This window comes from Leucobacter sp. G161, from assembly GCF_001482305.1.
Taxonomy (GTDB): Bacteria; Actinomycetota; Actinomycetes; order Actinomycetales; family Microbacteriaceae; genus Leucobacter.
Genome location: NZ_LOHP01000064.1, coordinates 78502 through 100985, shown reverse-complemented (window position 1 = coordinate 100985; position 22484 = coordinate 78502). Strand labels below are relative to the sequence as shown.

Annotated in this window: 16 protein-coding genes and 1 pseudogene; 6 read left to right on the top strand and 11 right to left on the bottom strand. The window is 68.3% G+C overall.

What is annotated here, in order from left to right; genetic code table 11:
* Positions 1-67: 67 nt before the first annotated feature.
* Positions 68-1018: a LysR substrate-binding domain-containing protein gene (locus AUL38_RS10495; RefSeq protein ID WP_059061905.1), complete on the bottom strand. Its 951-nt coding sequence runs from the start codon at positions 1016-1018 to the stop codon at positions 68-70.
* Between the two features lie 79 nt (positions 1019-1097).
* Between AUL38_RS10495 and AUL38_RS16885 the strand changes: the two are divergent.
* Positions 1098-1877: pseudogene (locus AUL38_RS16885) on the top strand (EamA family transporter); the annotation flags it as partial.
* Here AUL38_RS16885 and AUL38_RS10485 read toward each other — a convergent pair.
* The 7 genes from AUL38_RS10485 to AUL38_RS10455 all read right to left on the bottom strand — a co-directional run bounded on the left by AUL38_RS10485 (position 1870) and on the right by AUL38_RS10455 (position 11205).
* Positions 1870-3099 carry a cysteine desulfurase family protein gene (locus AUL38_RS10485; protein ID WP_083506787.1) on the bottom strand — a complete coding sequence of 410 codons (1230 nt, stop codon included), beginning with the start codon at positions 3097-3099 and terminating at the stop codon, positions 1870-1872. The pseudogene AUL38_RS16885 and the gene AUL38_RS10485 overlap by 8 nt on opposite strands.
* A complete protein-coding gene (gene nadC / locus AUL38_RS10480) occupies positions 3096-3944 on the bottom strand; it encodes a carboxylating nicotinate-nucleotide diphosphorylase (RefSeq protein ID WP_059061900.1) in 849 nt (282 codons plus the stop codon). Before nadC ends, AUL38_RS10485 begins: the two co-directional genes overlap by 4 nt.
* A 64-nt stretch (positions 3945-4008) precedes the next feature.
* A complete protein-coding gene (locus AUL38_RS10475; RefSeq protein WP_059061884.1) occupies positions 4009-5814 on the bottom strand; it encodes an L-aspartate oxidase in 1806 nt (601 codons plus the stop codon).
* Positions 5811-7208, bottom strand: a complete 1398-nt coding sequence (gene nadA / locus AUL38_RS10470; RefSeq protein ID WP_083506786.1) for a quinolinate synthase NadA — start codon at positions 7206-7208, stop codon at positions 5811-5813. Before nadA ends, AUL38_RS10475 begins: the two co-directional genes overlap by 4 nt.
* Positions 7205-8125, bottom strand: a complete 921-nt coding sequence (locus AUL38_RS10465) for an NUDIX domain-containing protein (protein WP_059061881.1) — start codon at positions 8123-8125, stop codon at positions 7205-7207. The genes nadA and AUL38_RS10465 overlap by 4 nt, the downstream gene beginning before the upstream one ends.
* Before the next feature lie 227 nt (positions 8126-8352).
* Positions 8353-10584, bottom strand: a complete 2232-nt coding sequence (gene secA2 / locus AUL38_RS10460) for an accessory Sec system translocase SecA2 (protein ID WP_059061879.1) — start codon at positions 10582-10584, stop codon at positions 8353-8355.
* 24 nt (positions 10585-10608) lie between these two features.
* Positions 10609-11205 carry a hypothetical protein gene (locus AUL38_RS10455; protein WP_059061877.1) on the bottom strand — a complete coding sequence of 199 codons (597 nt, stop codon included), beginning with the start codon at positions 11203-11205 and terminating at the stop codon, positions 10609-10611.
* A gap of 334 nt (positions 11206-11539) precedes the next feature.
* Here AUL38_RS10455 and AUL38_RS10450 point away from each other — a divergent pair, with 334 nt between their 5' ends.
* Positions 11540-12595: an NAD(P)-dependent alcohol dehydrogenase gene (locus tag AUL38_RS10450; RefSeq protein ID WP_201023733.1), complete on the top strand. Its 1056-nt coding sequence runs from the start codon at positions 11540-11542 to the stop codon at positions 12593-12595.
* Here the strand turns inward: AUL38_RS10450 and AUL38_RS10445 are convergent.
* Complete coding sequence (locus AUL38_RS10445; RefSeq protein WP_059061874.1) at positions 12592-15735, bottom strand: DEAD/DEAH box helicase; 3144 nt, start codon at positions 15733-15735, stop codon at positions 12592-12594. The genes AUL38_RS10450 and AUL38_RS10445 overlap by 4 nt on opposite strands.
* 241 nt (positions 15736-15976) lie before the next feature.
* On the opposite strand from AUL38_RS10445, the gene cyoE reads away from it, so the two are divergent.
* Entirely contained in the window at positions 15977-17038 is a 1062-nt protein-coding gene (gene cyoE, locus AUL38_RS10440; RefSeq protein WP_161937433.1) for a heme o synthase, read from the top strand.
* Positions 17039-17057: 19 nt separating this feature from the next.
* Here the strand turns inward: cyoE and AUL38_RS10435 are convergent, their stop codons facing one another.
* The gene (locus AUL38_RS10435; RefSeq protein ID WP_059061870.1) at positions 17058-18128 is read right to left on the bottom strand and encodes a magnesium and cobalt transport protein CorA; all 1071 of its coding nucleotides are present in this window, start codon (positions 18126-18128) and stop codon (positions 17058-17060) included.
* A 100-nt stretch (positions 18129-18228) separates the two neighbouring features.
* The gene (locus AUL38_RS10430; protein WP_059061868.1) at positions 18229-18636 is read right to left on the bottom strand and encodes a nuclear transport factor 2 family protein; all 408 of its coding nucleotides are present in this window, start codon (positions 18634-18636) and stop codon (positions 18229-18231) included.
* Positions 18637-18838: 202 nt separating this feature from the next.
* On the opposite strand from AUL38_RS10430, the gene AUL38_RS10425 reads away from it, so the two are divergent.
* Genes AUL38_RS10425 through AUL38_RS10415 form a run of 3 tightly spaced genes read left to right on the top strand, consistent with a single transcriptional unit; the run spans position 18839 to position 22457 of the window.
* A complete protein-coding gene (locus AUL38_RS10425; protein WP_235590684.1) occupies positions 18839-19915 on the top strand; it encodes a DUF917 domain-containing protein in 1077 nt (358 codons plus the stop codon).
* Entirely contained in the window at positions 19912-21468 is a 1557-nt protein-coding gene (locus AUL38_RS10420; RefSeq protein WP_059061866.1) for a hydantoinase/oxoprolinase family protein, read from the top strand. The genes AUL38_RS10425 and AUL38_RS10420 overlap by 4 nt, the downstream gene beginning before the upstream one ends.
* Positions 21465-22457, top strand: coding sequence for a dipeptidase (locus AUL38_RS10415; protein ID WP_059061864.1), 993 nt, complete (start codon positions 21465-21467; stop codon positions 22455-22457). The genes AUL38_RS10420 and AUL38_RS10415 overlap by 4 nt, the downstream gene beginning before the upstream one ends.
* Positions 22458-22484: the final 27 nt, after the last annotated feature.

Below are 22484 nucleotides of genomic sequence, written 5' to 3'. Positions count from 1 at the left end.
GCTGTCTGCGTTGCATCGCACGGCCTGCGCGACGTACAGCAAACTTTACAGACAAGCTCACTTTACGTCAAACACGCTTTACATCCCGGGCGCCGTTCGCGACACCCTGCGGCTCGCTGTCCAGCGCGAGAACGCCGAGCAGCGCGAGCGCCGCGGGCGACGGATTGAACGCGCTCCACGCAAGGTACGACACCCGAGTCGGCCCGCCACCAAGGGCCACTGCGCGCACGCCCGGCTCGCCGGCGACAAGCCCCCGAGGAAGGATCGTCACCACTAGCCCTGCACGGACGAGGTCGAGGAGCAACGCAACGTCGAGCGCCTCAAACGCGACTTCACGCTGCACCCGGGCCCGGGCAAAGGCAAGGTCGGACTGCTCACGACCGGGGGTGCCAGCCGGGAAATCCGCAAACGTCGCCCCGCCGCCCTCGACGTGCGCCGCGAGCGCAGCAAGCGTGATAGCGGGGGCGCCACCACCAGGGCCTCCCGCAAGCGCGTGCCCCTCGGGCACGACGGCGACAAGCTTCTCTCGGGCGAGCTCGCGCGAGGCGACACCCGTCACCGGAGCCCCCTCCGGCAGCCCGAGCACCGCGACATCGAGCGTGCCCGCCGCGATCGCCGTCATAAACGTGTCGGACCCGCCGCCGCGCAGCGAGATCCGCACGGCCGGGTGCGCGCGGTGAAACGCAGCAAGCGCCGCGGGCACGTCGACGGCGGTCACCGTCGGGATGAGGCCCACCTCGAGCGTGCCGCGCACTTCCCCCGTCGCAGCAGCGGCCTCGGCCTTCGCCCGCTCGGCGGCGGCCAGGCTGGCCCGTGCTGCGGGGAGAAAGGCCTCACCCGCGGCGGTGAGTTCGACGCGGCGGCTCGTGCGCGCGAAGAGCGTGAGCCCAAGCTCGCGTTCGAGCGCCTTGATCTGGTGGCTCAGCGCCGATTGGACAACGCGGCAGCGCTCGGCGGCGCGGGTGAAATTGCCGGTCTCGGCGACCGCGACGACGTAGCGCATCTGTTGAAGCTCCATCGTTCTATGATCACAGTTCATAGATGCCCTGACAACAATGTGTTGGACTGATTGGTAGCGCGGGATCGACGATTGAAGCGTGAATGGATCTTCAAACCGCGCGGGCAGCATCGCGCTTACCGCCCTCGCCCCGGCAATCTGGGGCACCACCTACGTCGTCACTACGCAGCTCCTCCCCGAGGGGCACCCGCTGTTCGCCGCGCTCATGCGCGCGCTCCCCGCGGGCCTCGTCGCGCTCGCCATCACGCGCACGCTGCCGCGCGGCTCCTGGTGGTGGAAAAGCCTCGTACTCGGCACCCTGAACATGGCCGCCTTCTTCCCGCTGCTGTTCCTCTCCGCGCAGCACCTCCCGGGCGGCGTCGCCGCAACCCTGGGCGCTGCGCAGCCCATCGTCGTCGCGTTTCTCGCGGTGTGGATCCTCGGCGAGAAACTCTCGGGGTGGCGGATCCTCTGGGGCCTCGTCGGCGTCGCAGGGGTCGCCCTCGTCGTGCTCGGCCCGAGCGCGGCGTTCAGCCCGCTCGGCCTTGCCGCCGGGCTCGCGGGCGCAGCCTCGATGGGGGTCGGCGTCGTGCTCACCAAGCGCTGGGGCCGCCCCGAGGGGGTCTCCGCAATGAGTCTCGCCGGCTGGCAGCTCACGGCGGCCGGCCTCGTGCTGCTCGCGCCAGCGCTCGTCGTCGACGGCGTGCCCGCGGGCATCGACGGCGCGGCCGTGCTGGGATATCTCTGGCTCGGGGTGCTCGGCGCGCTCGTGAGCTACACGATCTGGTTCGCCGGCATCCGGCAGCTCCCCGTCACCTCGACGGCACTGCTCGGGCTGCTCTCACCGCTCGTGGCGGCGCTGCTGGGCGTCCTCATTGCGGGCGAGTCGCTTGCTCCGCTGCAGCTGCTGGGCTTCGGGGTTGCGCTCGCGGCGATGCTTGCCGGCCAGCTCGCTCCGCCTCGCCGCGCAGCACCGCAACGACCCGCGCAATCGACTCGGCGGGCAGCGGTGCGGGAAGCGTAAACCGCAGCGCGGTCTGCGCCAGTTCTGGATCGATGCTGAGCGCCAGCAGCACCGGCGACGGCTCGGACTGGCCCGCGGCGCAGGCCGAGCCCGACGACACGGCAAACCCCGCGGTGTCGAGGGCAACGAGCAGCGACTCCCCGCTGACGCCGGCAACCGTGAACGAGGCGTGACCGGGGAGCCGCTCGCTCGCATGTCCAGTGAGCGCGGCCCCCGGCACCTCCGCGAGGATACGCGCCACGAGCGCATCGCGGCTCTGCATGAGTGCGAGCGCGCGCTCGCCGATCCCCCGCACCGTCGCAGTCACGGCGGCGGCGAAGCCCGCGATGCCGGCGACGTTCTCCGTACCCGAGCGGGCCCCGCGCTCCTGCCCGCCGCCGTGGATCACTGCCTCGATCGGCAGGTGCGCCCGCACGAGCAGCGCGCCGACGCCCTGTGGGCCGCCGAACTTGTGTGAGGCGAGCGTCAGCGCATCGACCGCGTCGCCGGGCCAGCTCTCAGGCGACGAAGCGAACGAGACGGGCAGCGTTGCTGCGGCCTGCACGGCGTCGGTGTGGACGAGCACGCCGAGTGCGCGGGCCCGCGCAGCGAGCTCCGCGAGCTGCTGCACCGTGCCGATCTCGCCGTTCGCGAGCCCGATCGAGAGTAGCGTCGTGTTCGGGCGAAGCGCGGCCACGGCAGCAACCTGATCAACAACGCCCGCGCCGTCAACCGGCACCACCGTGAGCTCGAAGCCGAACACCCGCTCGAGGTAGCGCGCAGACTCGAGCACGGAGGAGTGCTCGATAGCTGTCGTCACGATGTGCCTGCCGCGCGGGTTCGCGAGCGCGAGGCCGACGATCGCGAGCGTGTTGGCCTCCGTTCCGCCCGAGGTGAAGACGATCTCCCCCGGCCGGGCACCGACGGCCAGAGCGACCTGCTCGCGGGCGCGCTCGACAGTCTCGCGGGCGCGGAAGCCTGGCCCGTGCACGCTCGACGCGTTCGCCTGGCCCGCTTCCCACACAGCGAGCATCGCGGCGCGCGCCTCCGGCCGCAGCGGGGCCGTCGCGGCCGCGTCGAGGTAGTGGCTGCTACTCATTCCGCGTCGAGCCCGAGGTCAAGCGCACGCGCGCCGTGGGTGAGCAGGCCGACGGAGATGACGTCGACGCCGGTCTCCGCGATGCCCGCGACCGTGTCGAGGTTCACGCCGCCGCTCGCCTCCGCGATCGCGCGATCCCCGATGAGTGCGACGCCCTCCCGCAACTCCGGGAGCGAGAAGTTATCGAGCAGCACACCAGTGGGCCGGGCGGCGAGCACGGGTTCGATCTGGTCGACGCGATCCACCTCGACGATGATCGACGTCGTGTGCCCCGCGCGCTCGCGCAGGCCCCGCAGTGCTGCCGTCGTCGATGCCGCGTCGACCGCGCCGAGGGCCACGAGGTGGTTGTCCTTGATCATGATCGTGTCGGAGAGGCCGAAGCGGTGATTCGATCCCCCGCCCGCGGCGACCGCGTGCTTCTCGAGCGCCCTGAGGCCCGGGGTCGTCTTGCGGGTGTCGGCGATCCGCGCGTTCGTGTGCGCGACGAGGGCGACGAAGCGCGCCGTCAGTGTCGCGATGCCGCTCATGCGCTGGCTGAAGTTCAACGCGACCCGCTCCCCCGTGAGCACGCCGCGCGCGGGCCCCGCGATGTGGGCGAGCACGTCGCCGACGCCGAACGCCGTGCCCTCGGGAACGAGCTCGGTGACAGCGATCCGGGGATCCACCTGCCGGAACGTCTCGGCGATGAGCGGTCCACCCGCAAACACCCCGGCTTCGCGGGCGACGACGCGCGTCGCCACCGTCGCGGTTTCGGGAATCGCGAGCTCGACCGTGAGGTCACCCCAGGGGGCGTCCTCCGCGAGCGCGCGTGCGACGACATCGGTGATGATCTGTGGGGTGAGCACGGGGCGGCTCCTTCTGTGAGGGTGTCTGGGGAAGCGCGGGGCGCAGGAGGGGCTGTGGATCAGCTCACGCGGCAGTGCTGGCAGTGGCAGGGCTTGCGAAGGCAGGGCTTGCGCAGGCGGGGCTTGCGGAGGCGGTACTTCCAGCGGCGCGGCCCGCGGCCGCAGCTGGCACCACGCGGACCGCCGAGCGCCTCGCGAGCGCTGGATCACTCTGCGGGAAGTCCCGGCGTTGGTGCGCGCCGCGCGACTCGCGCCTGGCGAGCGCGGCCGCGCAGAGGAGCCCTGCGAGATCAGCCTGCGATCCTATGCCGCGTGCGAAGACGGCGGCCGCTGCGCGCAGGCCTTCTTCGTCGCGGACAATGCCAAGGCCTGCTTCTATCGCCGCCGAGATCTCGGCGGCCGTGGCGGTCGAGCTGAGCGCGGAGCTTGCGTTTGCGTCTGCGGAATCGCCCGCTGCGTCTGCCGAGCCCTTGGACGCCCCGACCTCCGCAAGCGTCACGTCGACCGCGATCTGTGCGAGCGCAGTCAAGGAAGCGCCGGGCGCCCAGCGAGACTCGCCGGCGGCAGCGTAGTCAGCCGCGGCACGGCCCGAGCACTCCCCGAATACGAGGCCCTCGAGCAGCGAATTCGAGGCGAGCCGGTTGGCTCCGTGCACGCCGGTGGAGGCAACCTCTCCGGCGACGAAGAGGCCCGGCACGCTGCTGCGTCCGTCGAGGTCGCTCGCGACGCCACCCATTGTGTAGTGGGCGGCGGGCGCGACCGGGATTGGGTCGCGTGTCCAGTCGAACCCGTTCGCGGTCACAGCTTCAGAGATGGCGGGGAAGCGTCGTTGGAGCGCACCCGGGCCGCCCTCACGTTCGATGCCGGTTGCGTCGAGCCACACTGTGTCCGCAGTGCCGGTGTCGGCATTCCCCGTGTCGGCAGTTCCGGCGTCGGAGCTCCCGGGGCCGCTACCCGCGGCGCGCGACCGCTCGAGCTCCCGGTGGATCTCCCGTGACACGACGTCGCGCGGGGCGAGCTCTGCGAGCGGGTGTCGATGCAGCATGAAGCGGTTGCCACCGCTGTCGAGCAGCACCGCGCCCGCGCCGCGCACGGCCTCCGAGACGAGCTCGCCGGAGGGCAACGCCGTCGGGTGAAACTGCACGAACTCAAGGTCAGCGAGCAGGGCTCCCGCGCGGGCGGCGAGCACAATGCCTTCGCCGCGCGAGCCAGCGTGGTTGGTGTGACGCGGGAACAGCGCGGCATAGCCGCCGGTCGCAAGAATCACGGCGTCGGCAAGCCGTTCGAACGAACCTGCGGCCTCATCGGTGTGCGCGCTATTACTCGCACCAGTCGCCGCCTCACGTAGCTCGACGCCGATCACTGCCCCGCCTCGCAGCAGCAAAGCTTCCGCCCGGGTGTGCTCAGTGATCCGCAGCGCGCCACCTGCCACCGCCGCGAGTGCCTGCTCGGCGAGGAAGGCGTGCAGCGCGGCACCGGTGCGGTCGCCGCCGGAGTGGAGGATCCGAGCGACGCCGTGTGCCCCCTCGAGGCCGAGCAGCGGCGCACCGTCGGGGCCGCGATCCACCGGGAGTCCGGCCGCGAGCAACTCCCGCATGATGCGGGCCCCGTCTTCGGTGAGCACGCGGGCCGCTGACTCATCAACAAGACCTGCTCCGGCGACCAGGGTGTCGGCGAGGTGAGCGGCCGCGGTGTCGCCCGGGCCCACGGCAGCGGCGACGCCGCCCTGCGCCATCGCCGTGTTGCCACCGGCCAGCCCGCCAGGTGTCGCCAACGTTCCCGGTGTCACCAGTTCGACCTCTGCCCCGGCCGCGACCGCGGCAAGCGCGGCCGACAGCCCGGCGACGCCCGCCCCAATGACGAGGATCACGGCTTCGCCGCAAGCATCCGCTCGAGCGCGATGCGCGAGTCCCCCGCGACGACTTCGGAGACCCTGATCTGGTTCGGCGTCTCGCCCGCGAGCAGCGACTCGAGCGTCCACGCGAGGTACGCGGGGTGGATGCGGTACATCGTCGAGCACGGGCAGACCACCGGGTCGAGGCAGAAGATCGTGAGGTCGGGGCGCTGCTGCTGGAGCCGATTCACGAGGTTGATCTCGGTGCCGATCGCGAGCACCGATCCGGGGGCCGCGGCCTCCACCTCCTTGCGAATGTACTCGGTCGAGCCGGCACCATCGGCCGCCTCAACAACCGGCGCCGGGCACTCGGGGTGCACGATGACGCGCACGCCCGGGAAATCGACGCGGGCCTTGTCGATCTGCGCGACCGTGAAGCGCTTGTGCACGGAGCAGAAGCCGTTCCACAGGATCACCTTCGAGTCATGTAGCTGCGCGGCGGTGTTGCCGCCGAGGGCGAGGTGCGGGCGCCACAGCGGCATCTCGGCTTCGGTGATGCCCATCGCCTTCGCGGTGTTGCGCCCGAGGTGCTGGTCGGGGAAGAACACGACGCGCTGGCCGCGCTCGAACGCCCACTCGAGCACGGTCTTCGCGTTCGATGAGGTGCAGACGATGCCGCCATTGCGGCCACAGAACGCCTTGATCGCGGCCGAGGAGTTCATGTAGGTGACCGGGATCACCGGCTGCAGCCCGCCGTCGACCGCGGCCATGCTGCCGTCGACGCCGAGCACGCTCGTGAGCTCGCGCCAGCACGCCTCGACCTGCTCGATCGTCGCCATATCGGCCATCGAGCAGCCCGCGGCGAGGTTCGGCAGGATCACCGACTGCTCGGGCCCCGAGAGAATATCGGCGGTCTCGGCCATGAAGTGCACGCCGCAGAACACGAACGACTCTGCCTCGGGGTGCTGCTTCGCGGCCTGCGCGAGCATGAAGGAATCACCGACGAAATCCGCGTACTTCACGATCTCATCGCGCTGGTAGAAGTGGCCGAGGATCCGCACCCGCTCACCGAGCTCCTCCTTCGCGGCGACGATCCACTCGTCGAGCTGCTCGTCGCTCGCGTCGGTGTAGCGCGCGGGCAGCGGGCCCTGCCGCGGGGCCGAGCGCGGGATCTCGTCTGCGACGGAAGCTCCGGGGCCGTAGCCGGGCGCGGTGTCGATGGCCCAGGGGTCGTCCGCGAGTTCAGTGCCGCAGGTGGAGAGCTCGCTGCCCGCAGCCGTCGTCGCGGTGAGCGCGATGGGGCGGCGGTGCGGGGGCACGGTCGGGCGGCCAGCCGGGCGAGATGCTGCGGGGCCGGATCCCGGAGCGGCCTGACGCTCGGCCGCTTCACGGGCGGCAGCGCCCCGGATGAGTTCGTGCACGCTGGTCATTGGGTGTTCCTCGCGTTCGTTGGGAGTGATGCGTTGAGTGGTGTGGTCTCGCTGAAGCGGTACAGCCTCGCGGGTCGGTGGGCGCCGCCGGACTCGACCTTGCCCGTGTCGACGAGGCCCCCGCGGGCGAGCGCTTGGCGGCGGAAGTTCGCGGGGTCGACGGTCTGCCCGAGGACCGCCTCAGTGACCGAGCGCAGACGACCGAGAGTGAATTCGGGTCCGAGAAAGCGGTGCGCCACGGCGGCATACTCGGCTTTTGCTCGCAGCCGGGAAACCGCGTGGTCAATGATCTCGGCGTGGTCGAACGCGAGATCTGGCAACTGATCAGCCGAGAACCAGGCGACGTTCTCACCGGCCGGTTGCGTGAGTAAGCCTGCCGTGTCCTCGTGCTGCTCAGGGACACCCGGCGGGCTCGGCGGATCATCCCAGCGCCGCGGACGTTCGGGCGGCTCCGGCATGCTCGCGGGCTGATGCGAGTGCGGGCGCTCCCCCGCTACGGCAACCGGCTCGGCGGCAAGTTCGTGCTCCCCGTACAGCGCCCAGTACGCGATCGTCACGAGCCGCTGCGCTTCAGCCGAGCGCTCGACCCCGCCGAACGAGTACAGCTGCTCGAGGTGCCCGGGTTCGCGGCCCGCGGCAGCGCGAAGGGTGCGCAGCGCCGTATCTGCGAGGGTCTCGTCCCACTCCGTCGGACCGCCGGGCAGAGCCCATTGCCCGAGAAAGGGCGCTCGAGTGCGGCGGACCAGCGGCAACCAGATCGTCGGCGATGCGGGCGCTGCACCTGCCTTACCTGTCTGGGACGCATGACTCGCGCACTCCGCGTCAGCCGGGGGCTGCAAGGCAAATGCCACCACGGAGACCGCGACCGCAGGCGGCAAGTAGCGGCGTTCGGTGACGCTAGCGCGTTCGTACTGCATCCCTGCCCCGTTCTGCTGCGCACAGTGGCGCATTATCGCCACCCGAATCCGACTTATAGTCAAAGTGACTTTAACTCAGCATACGCGCTCGCGCTGTACTGTCAAACTCCGGCGCCGGGGGGCAGAAGATCTGGAAATTCCGTTCCCCATGTCGGTTTCCCGGCAATTCGACATATCTTGCGGAGTTTCCAGATCTACCGTCGCCCCGAACCTACCGGCGCCCCGGGCTACTCGCGACCAGCGCCTCCCATACGCCGCACCATCCGCTGCAGACCCCGCACGGCGCGGTCTGTTTTGGTGCCGAGCGGATTGTCGACGAGCATGTAGGTCCACGTCGCCGAGGGCCGGTGCACGGCAGCCGTGACCGCAGCGGCGAGGTCGCGAGCCGGGAGCCGCGCAAGCTCGCCGACGACTGCGCTGTACAGGCCGTCAAAGAACCCGTCGAACGCCTTGAGCGCTTCAAGGTGGAATGCGTCACCCGGGTCCGCGTCGGCGAGGGCCCGGAGGTGGATCCCGTCGCGGATCTCGCCGAGCACAGCGAGATGCTCACTCCAGGCTGCGTCGAGCTGCCACAGGGCGACATCGCGGCTGGCGCGCGCCGCGGCTCCCGATCCCGCTTCCGCGATTAACCTGGACGCGAGGTGCGGATCCAGGTCGGTGACGGCGGTCAGTGCGTGGCCTTCGGCGAGGATGCGCGCGCGTTCGGCGAGCACCCGGTGCCGCTGCAGCGAGATCGCCTGGCTGTAGCGCCAGGTCGCCCGGTGTTGATCCAGCCGGCCTGCCTCAGCGATCCCCTGCGACGTCGCGGCGATCTCGGCGAGTCGCTTGGAGGTGAGTGCCTGCCCGCGATTCGCCAATCGCGTGCGCAGGAAGCCCGGGGCATTCTCTGCGACGATAACGTCCTCCATAGATACGAACGATTGGCTGGAGCCCGGGTCACCCTGCCTGCCAGCGCGGCCGCGGAGCTGCGCGTCGAGCCTCGCCGACGGGTAGAGCGAGGTAGCGATGATGTGGAGCCCGCCCAACGCGAGCACCGCGTCGCGCTGCTCTCCATAGGGCCCGCCGAGCACGATGTCGGTCCCGCGCCCAGACATCTGCGTGGAGATCGTGACCGCGCCCAGGTCTCCCGCCCCCGCAACAACGGCAGCCTCCGAAGCATCGTTACGGGCATTGAGCACACTCGCTCGCACTTCTCTCCCGGCGAGCGCTGCGGCGAGCGCCTCCGACTCTGCGACGGACTGTGTGCCGACGAGGACCGGTCGGCCCCGGCGGTGGCAGGCGGTGACGGCGTCGACAATGGCTCGCTGTTTCGATGCGCGATCGAGCACCGGTGTGGGTGGCTCGTCACTGCGGATGTTCGGTCGGTTGGGCTGCACCCTGCCCGTGTGTATCCCATAGAACTCGTGCAGCTCGGAGGCCACGGCGAGGAGGGTGCCGCTCATCCCTGCGAGCGACCGATAGCGTCCGAGGAGTTCTTGCACGGTCATGGAGTCGAGGATGACTCCGGGTTCGCTGGGCGGGATCCCTTCTTTCGCTTCGACGGCTGCGTGAAGCCCGTCGGGCCAGCGCTGGAGCTTGGTGGTTCGGCCTCGGCTTGCGCTGACGAGCTGGATGCTTCCGCCGCGCTGTGGGTTGCCGTGTACGAGGTAGTCGATGTCTTTTTCGGCGAGCGTGACGGCCATCAGGGCGACGTTGATGCGTGAGAGCTGCTCTCCGTCGGCATGCGCGTAGAGGTTCTCCCCGTGGAGTGCGGTCTCAGCCCGCGAGATTCCCTGCTCGGTGAGGGACGCTGTGGATCGCTGGTCGTCGAACTCGTAGTCGATTCCCTGCCGAAGCGTGCGCACAATCGCGACTTCGCGACTGAAGTCGAGAGGTGCGTGCGGACTGTCTCCAGCTAGCACAAGTGGGGCAACGGCCTCGTCGATCATCACTGCGTCGGCTTCGTCCACGATCGCGACGTCGAGCAGCGGATCGACGCGCTCGGCTGCCTCCCAGGCAATCCCGTCACGGAGCACGTCGTACCCGATCTCCGTGACTGGTGCGTAGAGCACCTGAGCGCGATACGCGGCCCGGCGCGAGTCATGCGCGGTGTCGTGTCCGATGGCTGCGACCGTCACGCCGAATGCCGCGAACAGCGGCCCCATCCAGTCCGCGTCCCTGCGTGCGAGATAGTCGTTCACGGAGAGCACGTGTACGCGTCGGCCACGGAGCGCATGGCAGGTTGCGGCAATTGCTCCGACGAGCGTCTTGCCTTCGCCAGTGTCCAGCTCAACGCCGTGCCCCGCGAGGAGTGCGCGGGCGGCCACAAGCTGCGAGGCATTCGGTGTGAGGCCGAGGCTGTCCTCGCAGGCGGCGGCGACTGCCGCGAGGTCGCCGCTTGGGGTCTCGCGGTACCGCTGGAAGGAGACATTTCCGGGCGCACTGACGAGCCGCAGTGCCCAACGGGGTATCGGACTCATGCGTTCCCGCCGCCCGCCGCGCAGTTAGGCAACTGCCGCCTTGGGACGACGGACGAGGCCGACGATCCCGAGAATGAGCAGCACCAGGCCGACGACCCCGGTGATGGTCCCGCCGAGCGCCCACCAGGCGAGCGGCCGAAGTAGCACCCCAGGGTTGAACGCGGGCATCGTCATCACCGGTACGCGGGCGTCCGCACACGTGATCGTCACCATCCCAGCCTCGGCCGCGGTGACCGTCGCGAAGGATCGGTAGCGCTCGCCACTAAAACTCGTCGTCCACGCCCCTGAGGGTGCGGCGGCGACAGGGAGGGTCGTGCCAGCTTCAGTGCTCGCCACACACGCGTCGGCACCGATGCCTGGCGTCGCAGCTTCGGGCGCCATGAGGTAGACGGATGCGCCCCGGCGGAGGTCGACGGTGCCGCTGGGCGAGACCGACACGACCTGTGTCGCGGTGTCGAGGGCGGGAGGGATCATGGCGAAGCTGCCGATGAGCACGCCCAGCACTGGCCCGACGACGAGGAGCACCGCACCGATCACGAGTGCCGTGATAGCGCCGGTGCGTGACGGAGTGCTCGCGACGGCCTGGGGTGGCGGGTACGGAGCGTAGTACGGCTGGGTCATGCGGCCTCCCAACGTAGGTGTGGCCCGCCCGCTGCGAACGAACGAGTCGGTCAGTGCCCCCAGCGTAGACACACACACGCCCGTGCCGCAACGGGTGGGCAGGGTTCTCCCCCGCTGCCCCCTCCCGGGTTCCCACGCCCACGGCAGGGGTGCGGGCCAACAAAACCAATGCTTGAGAATTTCCCTAGACATGGTTATGGATTTACCTAGTGGAGCTGCGCGGTCGGCCGCGGATTCGTCCTCAGCGTGGACACACGGTCTATGCCAATACTGCCCCGGGGAACCACAACTCCACCTGATAGAATTCGATTGATTGGAACAAAGGAGACAAATAGTGACTACTTCACAGACGATGCAAGCGTACCGCGTTCCGGCCTGGGGAGAGCCGGCCCGTTTCATGGAGGTGCCCATCCCTACCCCCGGACCAGGCGAGATCCTAGTCAAGGTCGCAGGAGCAAGCCTCTGCCACTCGGACTTCAGCATGCAGCAGATGCCACAGGCGTACGGAGAGGCGCTGGGCTGGCAGATGCCATTCACCCTCGGCCACGAGACAGGCGGCACCGTTGCCGCGGTCGGGGACGGCGTCACGGCGCTCGCCGCAGGGCAGCCCGTTGCGCTCGTGTCTCCGAGCTCGTGCGGAGCATGTGATTTCTGCTTGCGCGGCCAAGACAACAACTGCGTCTTCGGCGCGGCAGGCCGCGGCTACGGCCGAGACGGCGGGCTGGCACCCTACGTCCTCGTCGACTCCGAGCGAGGCATCATCCCCCTCAACACTCTCGACCCGGCCACCGCTGGGCCCCTCACCGACGCGGGCGCGACCGCGATCCACGCGGTCAAACGCGTGCTGCCGAAGCTCGGCGCAGGATCTACCGCCGTGATCATCGGCGCGGGAGGGCTCGGTGCCTTCGCGATCCAGTTCGTGCGAGCACTGTCGGGAGCGACCGTCATCGCTGTCGACATGAACCCAGACCGCCGCGCGATTGCGGAGGAGCTCGGCGCGCACCACGCGAGCGAGGGCGTGAACGAGCACACTGCCGCCGAGCTCGCGAAGCTCACGGGCCCGCACGGCGCCACGGTCGTGCTCGACTTCGCCGGTTTCGACGCGACAATCGCTGCCGGTATCGCGACACTCGCGCCCGGCGGCTCGTACGGCCTCGTCGGCGCAGGCGGCGGCAAGCTCGACGCACCCTGGTTTGGTGGTCTCCCCCGCGACGGCGAGGTGTTCACGTTCCAGGGCAGCACGATCGCCGACGCGCACGACGTGATCCGGCTCGCTGAGTCCGGCGCTCTGCGCAACGAAATCGACACCTACCCGTTCGCGAAGGTCGCCGAGGCATACGCAGATCTCGAAGCAGGTCGGTTGCGCGGGCGTGCGGTGATCAAGCTCTAGTCGAGCACGCTGCTCGGGCCAGTCATCTCGACGCGCCCGAGCAGCTCCGCAACGTCGTCTGCGGTGAGCGCCTGCGCGAACAGCTCTTCATCGTCGATGACCGCGTCAAAGAGTGCGCGCTTGCGCCGCTGCAGCTCGAGCACTTTCTCCTCGATGGTGCCGAGCGCGATCATGCGCAGCACGTGCACTGGCTTCCCCTGCCCGATCCGATGGGTTCGGTCGATCGCCTGTGCCTCGCTCGCGGGGTTCCACCACGGGTCGAGCAGAAACACCGTGTCAGCCTCCGTGAGGTTCAGCCCAACGCCGCCTGCCTTCAGACTGATCAGGAACACGTCGGCCTCACCCGCGCGGAACCGCTCAATCACGGCATCGCGGTTGCGCGTCGAACCGTCGAGCGTGACTGTGCGCACACCTGCGTCGTGCAGCCGAGCACGCGCGCGATCCAGGAACGACGTGAACTGGCTGAACACGAGCGCACGCCGCCCCTCGCCCGCGAGCGCCGACGCGTGCTCCGCGAGCGCCTCGGGTTGCGCCGAGGGTATCGCCGCGTATTGCTCATCGAGGAGAGACGCGTCAAGCGCGAGCATGCGCAACAGCGTGAGGGAGCGGAACACCGTAAAGCGATGCTTGTCGAGATCCGCAATCAACCCAAAGAGCTTCTGGCGTTCCCGCTGCAGAAAGACATCGTAGAGCTCGCGATGCGCGGGATCGAGCTCAATCTCGAGAACCTGCTCCTGCTTTTCGGGCAGCTCGGACGCTACGAGATCCTTCGTGCGGCGGAGCAGGAACGGGCGCAGCCGCTGCCGGAGCTCGGCGGTACGCCTGCGTCGCAGCCCGGCCTGGGTTTCAGGCCCGCTTCCGGCGCCCACGCCAACCGACGCACCCGGCGCTGGACGCTCGATGGCACGGACATACTCCTCCTCGCACCGGCGGGCGGAGGGAAACAGTCCGGGGGCGACGACGCGGCAGAGCGCGTGCAGCTCGCGCAGCGAGTTCTCCATCGGTGTCCCCGTCACCGCGAGTTTCCAAGACACGGGAAGCCGTTCGGCGAGTTCGTTCGCCTGCGCGAGGGCGTTCTTGGCGAACTGTGCCTCGTCGAGGATGAGCCCGGCGACGCCACGATCAGGGTCCGCCGCAACAGCCTGGTAGGCGGCAAAGTCGAGCCGGAAGAGCGCATAGCTCGTCACGATAACATCGGCTTCCGCGGCGTCCCGCTCGATACTGCGCCCCGAGGTCGCCTCGGTTGCCGTGCGCACCCGGACGGTGAGGCCCGGCACAAACTTCGCCGCCTCGGCCGCCCAGTTGCTCATCACCGATGTTGGTGCGACCACGAGAAACGGCCTGCGCTCGGGCGCGATCGCCGCGCGCCCCTCCCCCGGCGAGCTGCCCTCGATCGCGTGCGCGATGAGCGCGAGGCACTGCAGCGTCTTGCCGAGGCCCATGTCATCTGCGAGGATCCCGCCCAGCCGATTGCGCCAGAGGAACGAGAGCCAGTAGAAGCCTTCGAGCTGGTAGCTCCGCAGCTCCGCCGTGAGCTGCGCTGGCAGGGCCACCGGCGTCGGCCGCTCCTCCCCAAGCTCGCGCACAAGCGCCCGCCATTCGACCGCTTCGACGCTCTCATCAGCGAGGTCTTCGAAGTCAGCCCAGCGCGCGACCTGGTGTCGGCTCACGCGCAGCCCGGTCTTCCACTCGTCGAGATCCTGGGCTTCCGCGATGAGCGCCGCCAGCGGCGCGAACGCCGGATGATTGAGCTGCAGGTAGGTGTGGTCGACAAGCAGCAGTCGCCGCTGTCCCTTCGCGAGTGCTCTGAAGAGGGGCACGAACGGAACGGTCGTGCCGTCGACGGTGACGAGCACACCGAGGTCGAACCAGTCCTCCTTCTCGCTCGGCACCGCGGTGAGCTTGAGGTGCGGCGTGCCGCTCCGTTCGCGGTAGTCGGGCGCATCGCCCGTCACCCGCACCTCGATGCCGGGCACCCGATTCAGTGCGGGAACCACGCCCCCGAGGAACGCGGCAGCGGCCACGCCCTGAAGCTCGGTGGCCGGCGGCAGCGGCGTGGCCAGCCAGCCCTCGGGCACGAAGTCGTCACCGATGAGATCACCAGGCAGCACATCGGCGAGTGGCACCTCCGGCGCACCCTGCGGCCCCTCAGTCTGCCAACTCAGCGCCAGTGCCGGCCCCTTCCTCCAGGCTGCGGTGAGCACGATGAGTGCCGGTTGCGGGGCGGGAAGGATCACGCTCCCGTCAGCGCTCTCCACCGCAAAGCTTGCTCGTAGTTCGGGCAGCCCCTCGGCGAGAAACACTGGCCGTTCGGACACCGGAACCGCAATCGCCCCGGCCTGGGCCGGCGCGGTGAGGAGCGTTCGTTCCGCGGTCGTGAGGGTGCCAGCAACCGGGGCGAGCCACACCGACCGGTCGGCCCCGCGGCCGGCGAGGTACAGCCCGTGATCGCTCACGGCCCCGCCGTCGCGCAGCGGCACTTCCGCTCCGTCGAGCAGCAGCCTCGGGGCGAGTGTGAGGGAGCCGTCGAGCTCACCCCGCACGTCAATCGTGAGCTCTGCCGCCGCGCAAAGCTGCACGGTGGCTCGTTTCGTCGCGCCCACGAGCGCGATCCCGTGCGTCTCAGCCTGCGCGAGGAGCGTCCACAGCGCCGGACTCGCGAATTCGTCGAGGAACACCCAATCGGGGTCTTGCCCGAAGGTGATCGCCTCGGCGGCCCGGTGCAGTGCGTGGAACTGGCGAAACCAGCGCTGCTGCGCGGGATCGAGGCTGAGTCGACTCCCGTGGTGACCGATATTCGCCCAGGTCAGCCCGCCCCTCGCCCATCCGCGCTCGGTCCGCATCGCGGGGCGGGTACCCAGCCGAAACACCCCGCTTCCTGGCGCGTTACCTGGCTTCAGGGCTCGGGAGGTCGGCCCGTTCCAGTTCTCAGCGGATCGCGGAATCAGCTCCCGCAGTTCGAACTGCAGCGCGAGCTGGGTAGGCGCGCCCGCGTCTGGCTCTGCCTGCCGCAGCAGGCCGGGGTGGCTCGCCCGCGTCGGATCAGACACGCTCGCCAGCGATCCGTCAAGCCCGACGAGCTTGTCGACCTGAGCCCGCCAGGCTCCGTGGCCGCCGGTCATTCCGTTGGGATCGCGCATAGTTACCCCCATCGTAAGACCTCTTTCTGCCAAGAATCGCCGCTGAACGGGCCACGCGTGAGCTTCGAACGTCTCGGAGCGGCTTGCGCACATCTTCGAACGGGTATATTTGATAGGAGACGTCTGCGGCCCTTCGGCCACGGCGACTGGCAGAGCCAGCGTTGCAGACACGCCGCACAGCACGCGGCAGGCCCGCAGCCAAAGGTCGCGCGGGCTTGAGAAAGGCTAGATTCGTATGCCCGTGAGTGGGTCCCCTGAAGACAAACAGCAGCTCCCGAACGTCCCCGGGGCTGCCCGCGGCGACCGCGAAGCCGCCGCGCGACAGAGCGAGACCGCGCCCGAGTTTTCCGAGAACGCAGACGCTGTCGTGTTCTCTGAGCGCAGCCGAGGCACCGACGCAAAGATTGCATCGAAGGCAGACGGCAACTCGGTGCGCGCCACCATCGCGCGCTATTACTCGCTCACCAAGCCCGGAGTGCTGTACGGCAACGTCCTCACCGCCGCAGCCGGCTTCCTGCTCGCGGCCGGCATCATCCGCGAGTTTGACTGGCCGCTGTTCCTTGCCACGATCGTCGGCACGACGCTCGTCATCGCTGCCGCCTGCGTACTGAACAACGTCCTCGACCGCGACATCGACGACCGGATGGAGCGCACCAAGAAGCGCGCAACCGTGTCCGGCAGCATCAGTGTGCGAAACGCTGTGATCTTCTCGATCGTGCTGTTCGTACTCGGTAACGGGATCCTCGTCGCCTGGACAAACTGGCTCGTCGTCGTCACCGGACTCGTCGGTTTCTTCACCTACGTGGTGCTCTACGGCATGCTTTCGAAGCGGATGAGCGTGCACGGCACCCTCGTCGGCAGCATCTCGGGCGCAGCACCGATCTTTGCGGGCTACGTTGCCGTGACCGGTGCCGTCGATGCCGCGGCGATCTTTGCCTTCCTCGCGATCTTCTTCTGGCAGATGCCCGAGTTCTACTCAATCGCCGTGTACCGTCGTGACGAGTACGCGCGTGCGGGAGTGCCAGTCATTACCGTGGTGCACGGGATCCCGGCAGCGAAGGTGCAGATCCTCATCTACACGATCGCCTACGTCATCTCGTCGCTCGCGCTCACCTTCCTCGGGTACACCGGCTGGGTGTACGCGATCGTGATGGGCATCGTCGGCGTCTGGTGGATCGTCATCGGCATCCAGGGCTTCCGGGCCAAGGATGACATCGCGTGGGCACGCCGGATGTTCCGGTTCTCGCTCATCATCATCATGGCGTACAGCCTGATGATCTCAATCGGTCCGCTGCTTCCCTAGCCTCGCTGGACGTCGCGGGCTACATCCACCTCTTGCGTTTGAAGATGACATAGAGGGTGACGGCCAGCGCGGCCATCGCCGCGATCGCGAGCGGATAGCCGAAGCGCCAATGTAGTTCGGGCATGATGTCGAAGTTCATGCCGTACACAGCCCCAATGAGCGTTGGCGCAAACAGGATCGCCGCCCAGCCGGAGATCTTCTTCATGTCCTCGTTCTGACGCTGCGCGACGAGCGTGGCGTTCACACTGAGGATCTGCGTGAGCGCCTCGCGCAGCTCGCTCACGCGGGTCGTGACGCGGGTGAGGTGATCGTCGACGTCTTGCAGGTAGGCGCGGAGTGGCTCGGGGATGCCATAGCGCTCAAAGCCGCCACGCAGCGCTGCGACGACATCCTGGAGTGATGTTGTCGCGTGCTGCAGTTCGATCACTTCCTGGCTCAGGCGGTAGACGCGCTCGGTGACCGCGGAGTCGCCGCTGAAGACCTGGGTTTCGATCTGCTCTTTGTCGACCCCGAGGCCACGCAGCACCGGCTGATACCCATCGACAATGGCGTCAAGCAGCCGATACAGCACCGCCTCCGGCCCCAGACCGAGCAGGTGCGCGTCGTCCAAGAGCGTAACGTCGCCGTGTGCGACAGTGTCGCGAGAGTTCTCGTAGAGGTCGCCAACCTCCTGGCCGTCGATCCATCGATCGTCCTGGCACAGCACCGTGATCGCGTTCGGACGCAGCAGGACGTGGAACTCGGCAAAGTCGACGTCTTCGATGTCGTCGAGATACCGCGCAGACCTGACAACGAGGAAGACCACGTCGCCGTAGCGTTCGAGCTTCGGTCGCTGGCCGGCGTTGCGCAGATCCTCGACGAGCAACGGGTGCAGCTCCCACGCTGCCGCGATGCTGTCGACGTCGCCCGCGGTCGGTCTCGGGAAGATGCTGAGCACCATCCGGTGTGGGGCCTCGGCTGCGAACGCCAGCGACTCCTCAACTGACACGTGTTCCGGAGCCGGCGTGAGGTGCCCGTCCACGACGTAGCGGGTGCGGGGCGAGACCCGCGGATCGGTGGTGGCCGGTCCCGAGGCGCGCTGTCGAAACATGCTGGAACGGCGAGCGGACGGGTGGGAGCTCTGACGATTCGGCACAGTGTCCTCCAAGCTGCGTGACGGAACTGCCTCAGCTTATCGGGGGCGATCGCCGCTAGGCATAGGAGGCGTGGAGGTGCGCGAGCTGCCAGGAGCCTCCGCTGTCGAGCGCCGACCGCTCGAGCGCCGTGGTGATCCACATTCGCCCCTGAGAGACGTCTCCGGACGCGAGCGTCAAGTCGTACACGATCACGCCGTGCGCCCAGGCACCGGTGCCGGCGATACGGATCACCGGCGGCTCCTCCCAGTCGAAGGTCCGCGCAGCCACCGGGTAGCCGCCGGCTGCCCAGCCAGCGCGGTACGCATCCATCCCCACGGTGTATTCACCGGGATCTGTGCCGATCACCGTCGCAGGTCCGTCGTCCTGAAAACACCCGGCGATCGCCGAACCGTCCAGACGTTTCCAAGCCGCCGCGAACCGGGTCAGCACCGCCGCAACCTGCTCGGTTGGTGAGTCGTACATCTCGCTCCTCGTTTCTTCACGTCGCCCAACTGCGACACGAACGCGCGCTCGGGCTCTCGGATCCCATTGTGCGGCCGAGCCGAGGAGCATACCCTCAGCACAACGCACAGTAGAGGGCTGCTAGATGAGCCTTCAGCACATATTGCTGGCAACGCCAAGCGCCTAGCGTGTCATCCACACCCGAACCACTTAGAAAGGCGCAATGATGCGATTACTCGATGTCGAGGATCTCGATGCGATCACGCTGGGGGCTACGCTCCTGGGCAACGGGGGCGGCGGCGACCCCTACCAAGCCAAACTCATGGCCCACCAGGCGATCGAGGATTTCGGCGCGGTCGAACTCGTCAGCCTCGACGAACTCCCCGACGACGCACTCATTGTGAGCATCGCCGTGCTGGGAGCACCCACGGTACTCATTGAAAAGATCCCCTCCGGGCAGCTATATGTCGACGCGGTGAAGTCCCTCGCCTCCTACCTTGGCAAGGAAATCGCTGCCATCATTCCGGTCGAGGTCGGCGGCATGAACACCCTCGTCCCGCTCATGGTTGCGGCTGAGCTGGGGCTCCCCTGTCTCGACGCCGATGGCATGCGTCGAGCCTTCCCGCAGATCGAGATGACTGTCTTCACGCTGGCGGGCATCTCGGCCTCACCCGTCGCACTCGCCGACGAACACGGCAACACGGTCATTGTCGTCGCGAATTCGAACGCCACCGCAGAGAAGCTCATCCGGTCATCCTCGATGAACCTCGGCCTCGCGAACTCATTCGCGTCGTATCCGATGACGATTGCGGAGGCGAAGGGCGCGGCGATTCGCGGCTCGCTCACTTACTGCGAGAACATCGGCCGGATGCTGCAGCAGATTCAGCACGGCACGAAGTCGTGGGACGACATGTATGAGATGACGGGCGGACGCACCCTCTTCGAGGGCAAGATCGTCGACCTTGACCGCCGCACGACCTCCGGCTTCGCGCGAGGCACGGTAGTCATCGAGAAGTTCACTGATCAGAGCACCACGATGCGCATTGAGATTCAGAACGAGATGCTGCTGGCGATCGAAAACGGGAAGACCGTCCTCACCCCGCCCGACCTCATCTGCATGGTGGACCACGAAACCGCGGAGCCGATCACCACGGAGCAACTTGCATACGGCCAGCGGGTCCGAGTCATCGGGATGCCGTGCGCCCCGGAGTGGCACCGCGACGGGATGCTCGAAGTCGCAGGCCCCCAAGCGTTCGGTTACGACGTCGACTACGTCGAGTTCAACGGAGGAACAGCATGACTAAGGATCTACGCATCGGCATTGATGTCGGTGGCACCAACACCGACGCCGTCGTTGTTGACGCTGACGGGAACGTCCTCGCATCGACGAAAGCTGCGACGACACTCGATCCCTTCGACGGGATCAGGATGGCGCTGGCACAGGTACTCGAGGGAATCGACAAGGGGCGGATCGGCCAGGCCATGCTCGGCACGACCCACCCCGCAAACGCCGTGATCCAGCGGCGCGGGCTTCAGCGCGTCGGCGCCCTCAGGCTCGCGGCCCCCGCGTCCATCGGTGTGCGCCCCGGCGCGGCGTGGCCGAAGGACCTCGCGCAGACGATCCTCGGCCCCACCCAGATTATTCGGGGTGGCAACAATTACGACGGCTCCGAGATTTCGCCGCTGGATGAGGACGCAGTGCGCGCATTCGCGGCCGAGGCCAGCGGTGTCGTGGACACGATCGCGCTCTCCGCGCCGTTCTCCCCCGCGAGCCGGGACCACGAGCTTCGGGCCGAACAGATCCTGTTCGAAGAGCTCGGCGATGCCGTTGCGGTGAGCTTGAGCCATCGCGTCGGCGCGCTCGGTCTCCTCGAGCGCGAGAACGCGACCATCCTCAACGCCTCGCTGCTGGACGTTGCTCGCGGAGTCGTCTCCGGGTTCAAAGCGGCGCTCGCCGAGCAGGCGCTCGACGTTGAGTCGTACATCACGCAGAACGATGGCACGCTCATGTCCGAGGAAGACGCGATGCGACTTCCCGTGCTGTCGCTCGGCTCCGGCCCGACAAACTCCATGCGCGGCGCATCGTCACTCGCCGGGCTGAGTGATGCGATGGTGATTGACGTCGGCGGCACGTCCGCAGACGTCGGCATCCTCTCCGACGGGTTCCCCCGCGAATCGGCTTCCGCCATCGAAGTGGGCGGTGTCCGCACGAACTTCCGTATGCCAGATCTCGTGTCGATCGGGCTGGGCGGCGGCACCGTCGTCAGGGGCAGTGGGGCCGGCGTGACGGTCGGGCCCGACTCCGTGGGCTACCGTGTCTCCACCGACGCGCTCGTGCGCGGCGGCACAACGCTCACGCTGTCCGACATTTCGGTGAGCGCCGGCCGGCTCGCCGGGTTCGGCGATCCGGCGCTGATCGAGGATCTTCCCCAGGAGATCGTCGAGCAGGCGGTCGCGTGGGTCGACAATCAGATCGCCATCATTGTTGAGCGGATGAAGGCGAGCAAGCATCAGCTCCCGCTCATCGCCGTCGGTGGCGGATCGCACCTCGTCGCGGACAGGGTTGCTGGCGCAAGCGAGGTCATTCGCCCGAACCATCACCCCGTCGCGAACGCGTACGGCGCGGCCATCTCCGAGGCCTCTGGGAGCATCGATCAGGTGTATCGCTACAGCGAGGGCGGGCGGGACGCCTGCCTGGAGCAGGCGCGGTGGGCTGCCATCGACGCGGCGGTGAGCTCGGGTGCCGATCCCGCATCGGTTCGCGTCACCTCCATCATTGAGGTGCCACTCACCTACGTTCCCGGCGAAGCGTGCCGAGTCCAGGTCAAGGCGGCAGGACCGCTGCTCCGATGAGTATCTCGGTAGCAGACTGCCACAACGACCTGCTGCTGGCGGTGCGGTATCAACGGGAGCGAGGCGAACGCGACCCGTTCGGTGACTACTGGCTGCCACAGTTGCGGGAGGGAAACGTCAAGCTTCAGGTGCTCCCCGTCTCCACCGAGGAGCAGTACGTCGGAGAGGGGGCGCTCCGTCGCGCACTGCTGTTGTTTGAGGAGGCACGCAGGATCGCCGACGAGCACTCCGCCGATGTCGCAATCGTCGAGTCGGCGGCTGAGCTCGACGCGGTGCTCGATTCTGGGCGGATCGCGCTGCTGCTCGCGATCGAGGGGGCAGAACCCGTCGGCCACAGCCTCGAACTCATCGACGCCTTCTGGCGGGCCGGGGTCCGCATGACCTCGCTCTCGTGGAACCGCCGCACCATGATGGCTGACGGCGTGGCGGAGACGGATACCGGGGGCCGGCTCACCACCCTTGGGGTCGACGCGGTGAAACGCATGGAACAGCTCAGGATGGTGGTGGACGTCTCGCACCTGTCGAAGCGAGGCTTTTTCCATCTCGCTGAGGTCGCCGAGCGCCCATTCATCGCCTCGCACTCGTCCTGCGACGCTGTCCATGCGCACCCGCGCAACCTCGATGACGAACAGCTGACCGTGATGCGCGAGACGGGCTCGCTGCTGTGCGTGAACGCCTTTGGGCCGTTCCTCGATCCGGAGGCAACTGTCGACAGCTACATCGATCATGTTGAGCACGCGCTCGAGCGGCTCGGCGGCGAGGGGGTGGCGTTCGGCACGGACTTCATCAAGGACACCGCTGAGGTTATCGACCCGGTGTTCACGGGACTCCTCGTGTCACTCGACGAGATCGCGCACACCGACGGCCTGGTCCGCCCGGCTGACTTCCGCTCGCTCACGGCGCGGCTCGCCTCGCGCATCGGAGAGCCTGCCGCACGCGCGGTCGCTGCCGAGAACCTCGTGTCCTTCCTGCGGACCGCGCTGCCGTAGCTATGAGCTGCATCGCTCCGCGTGGCA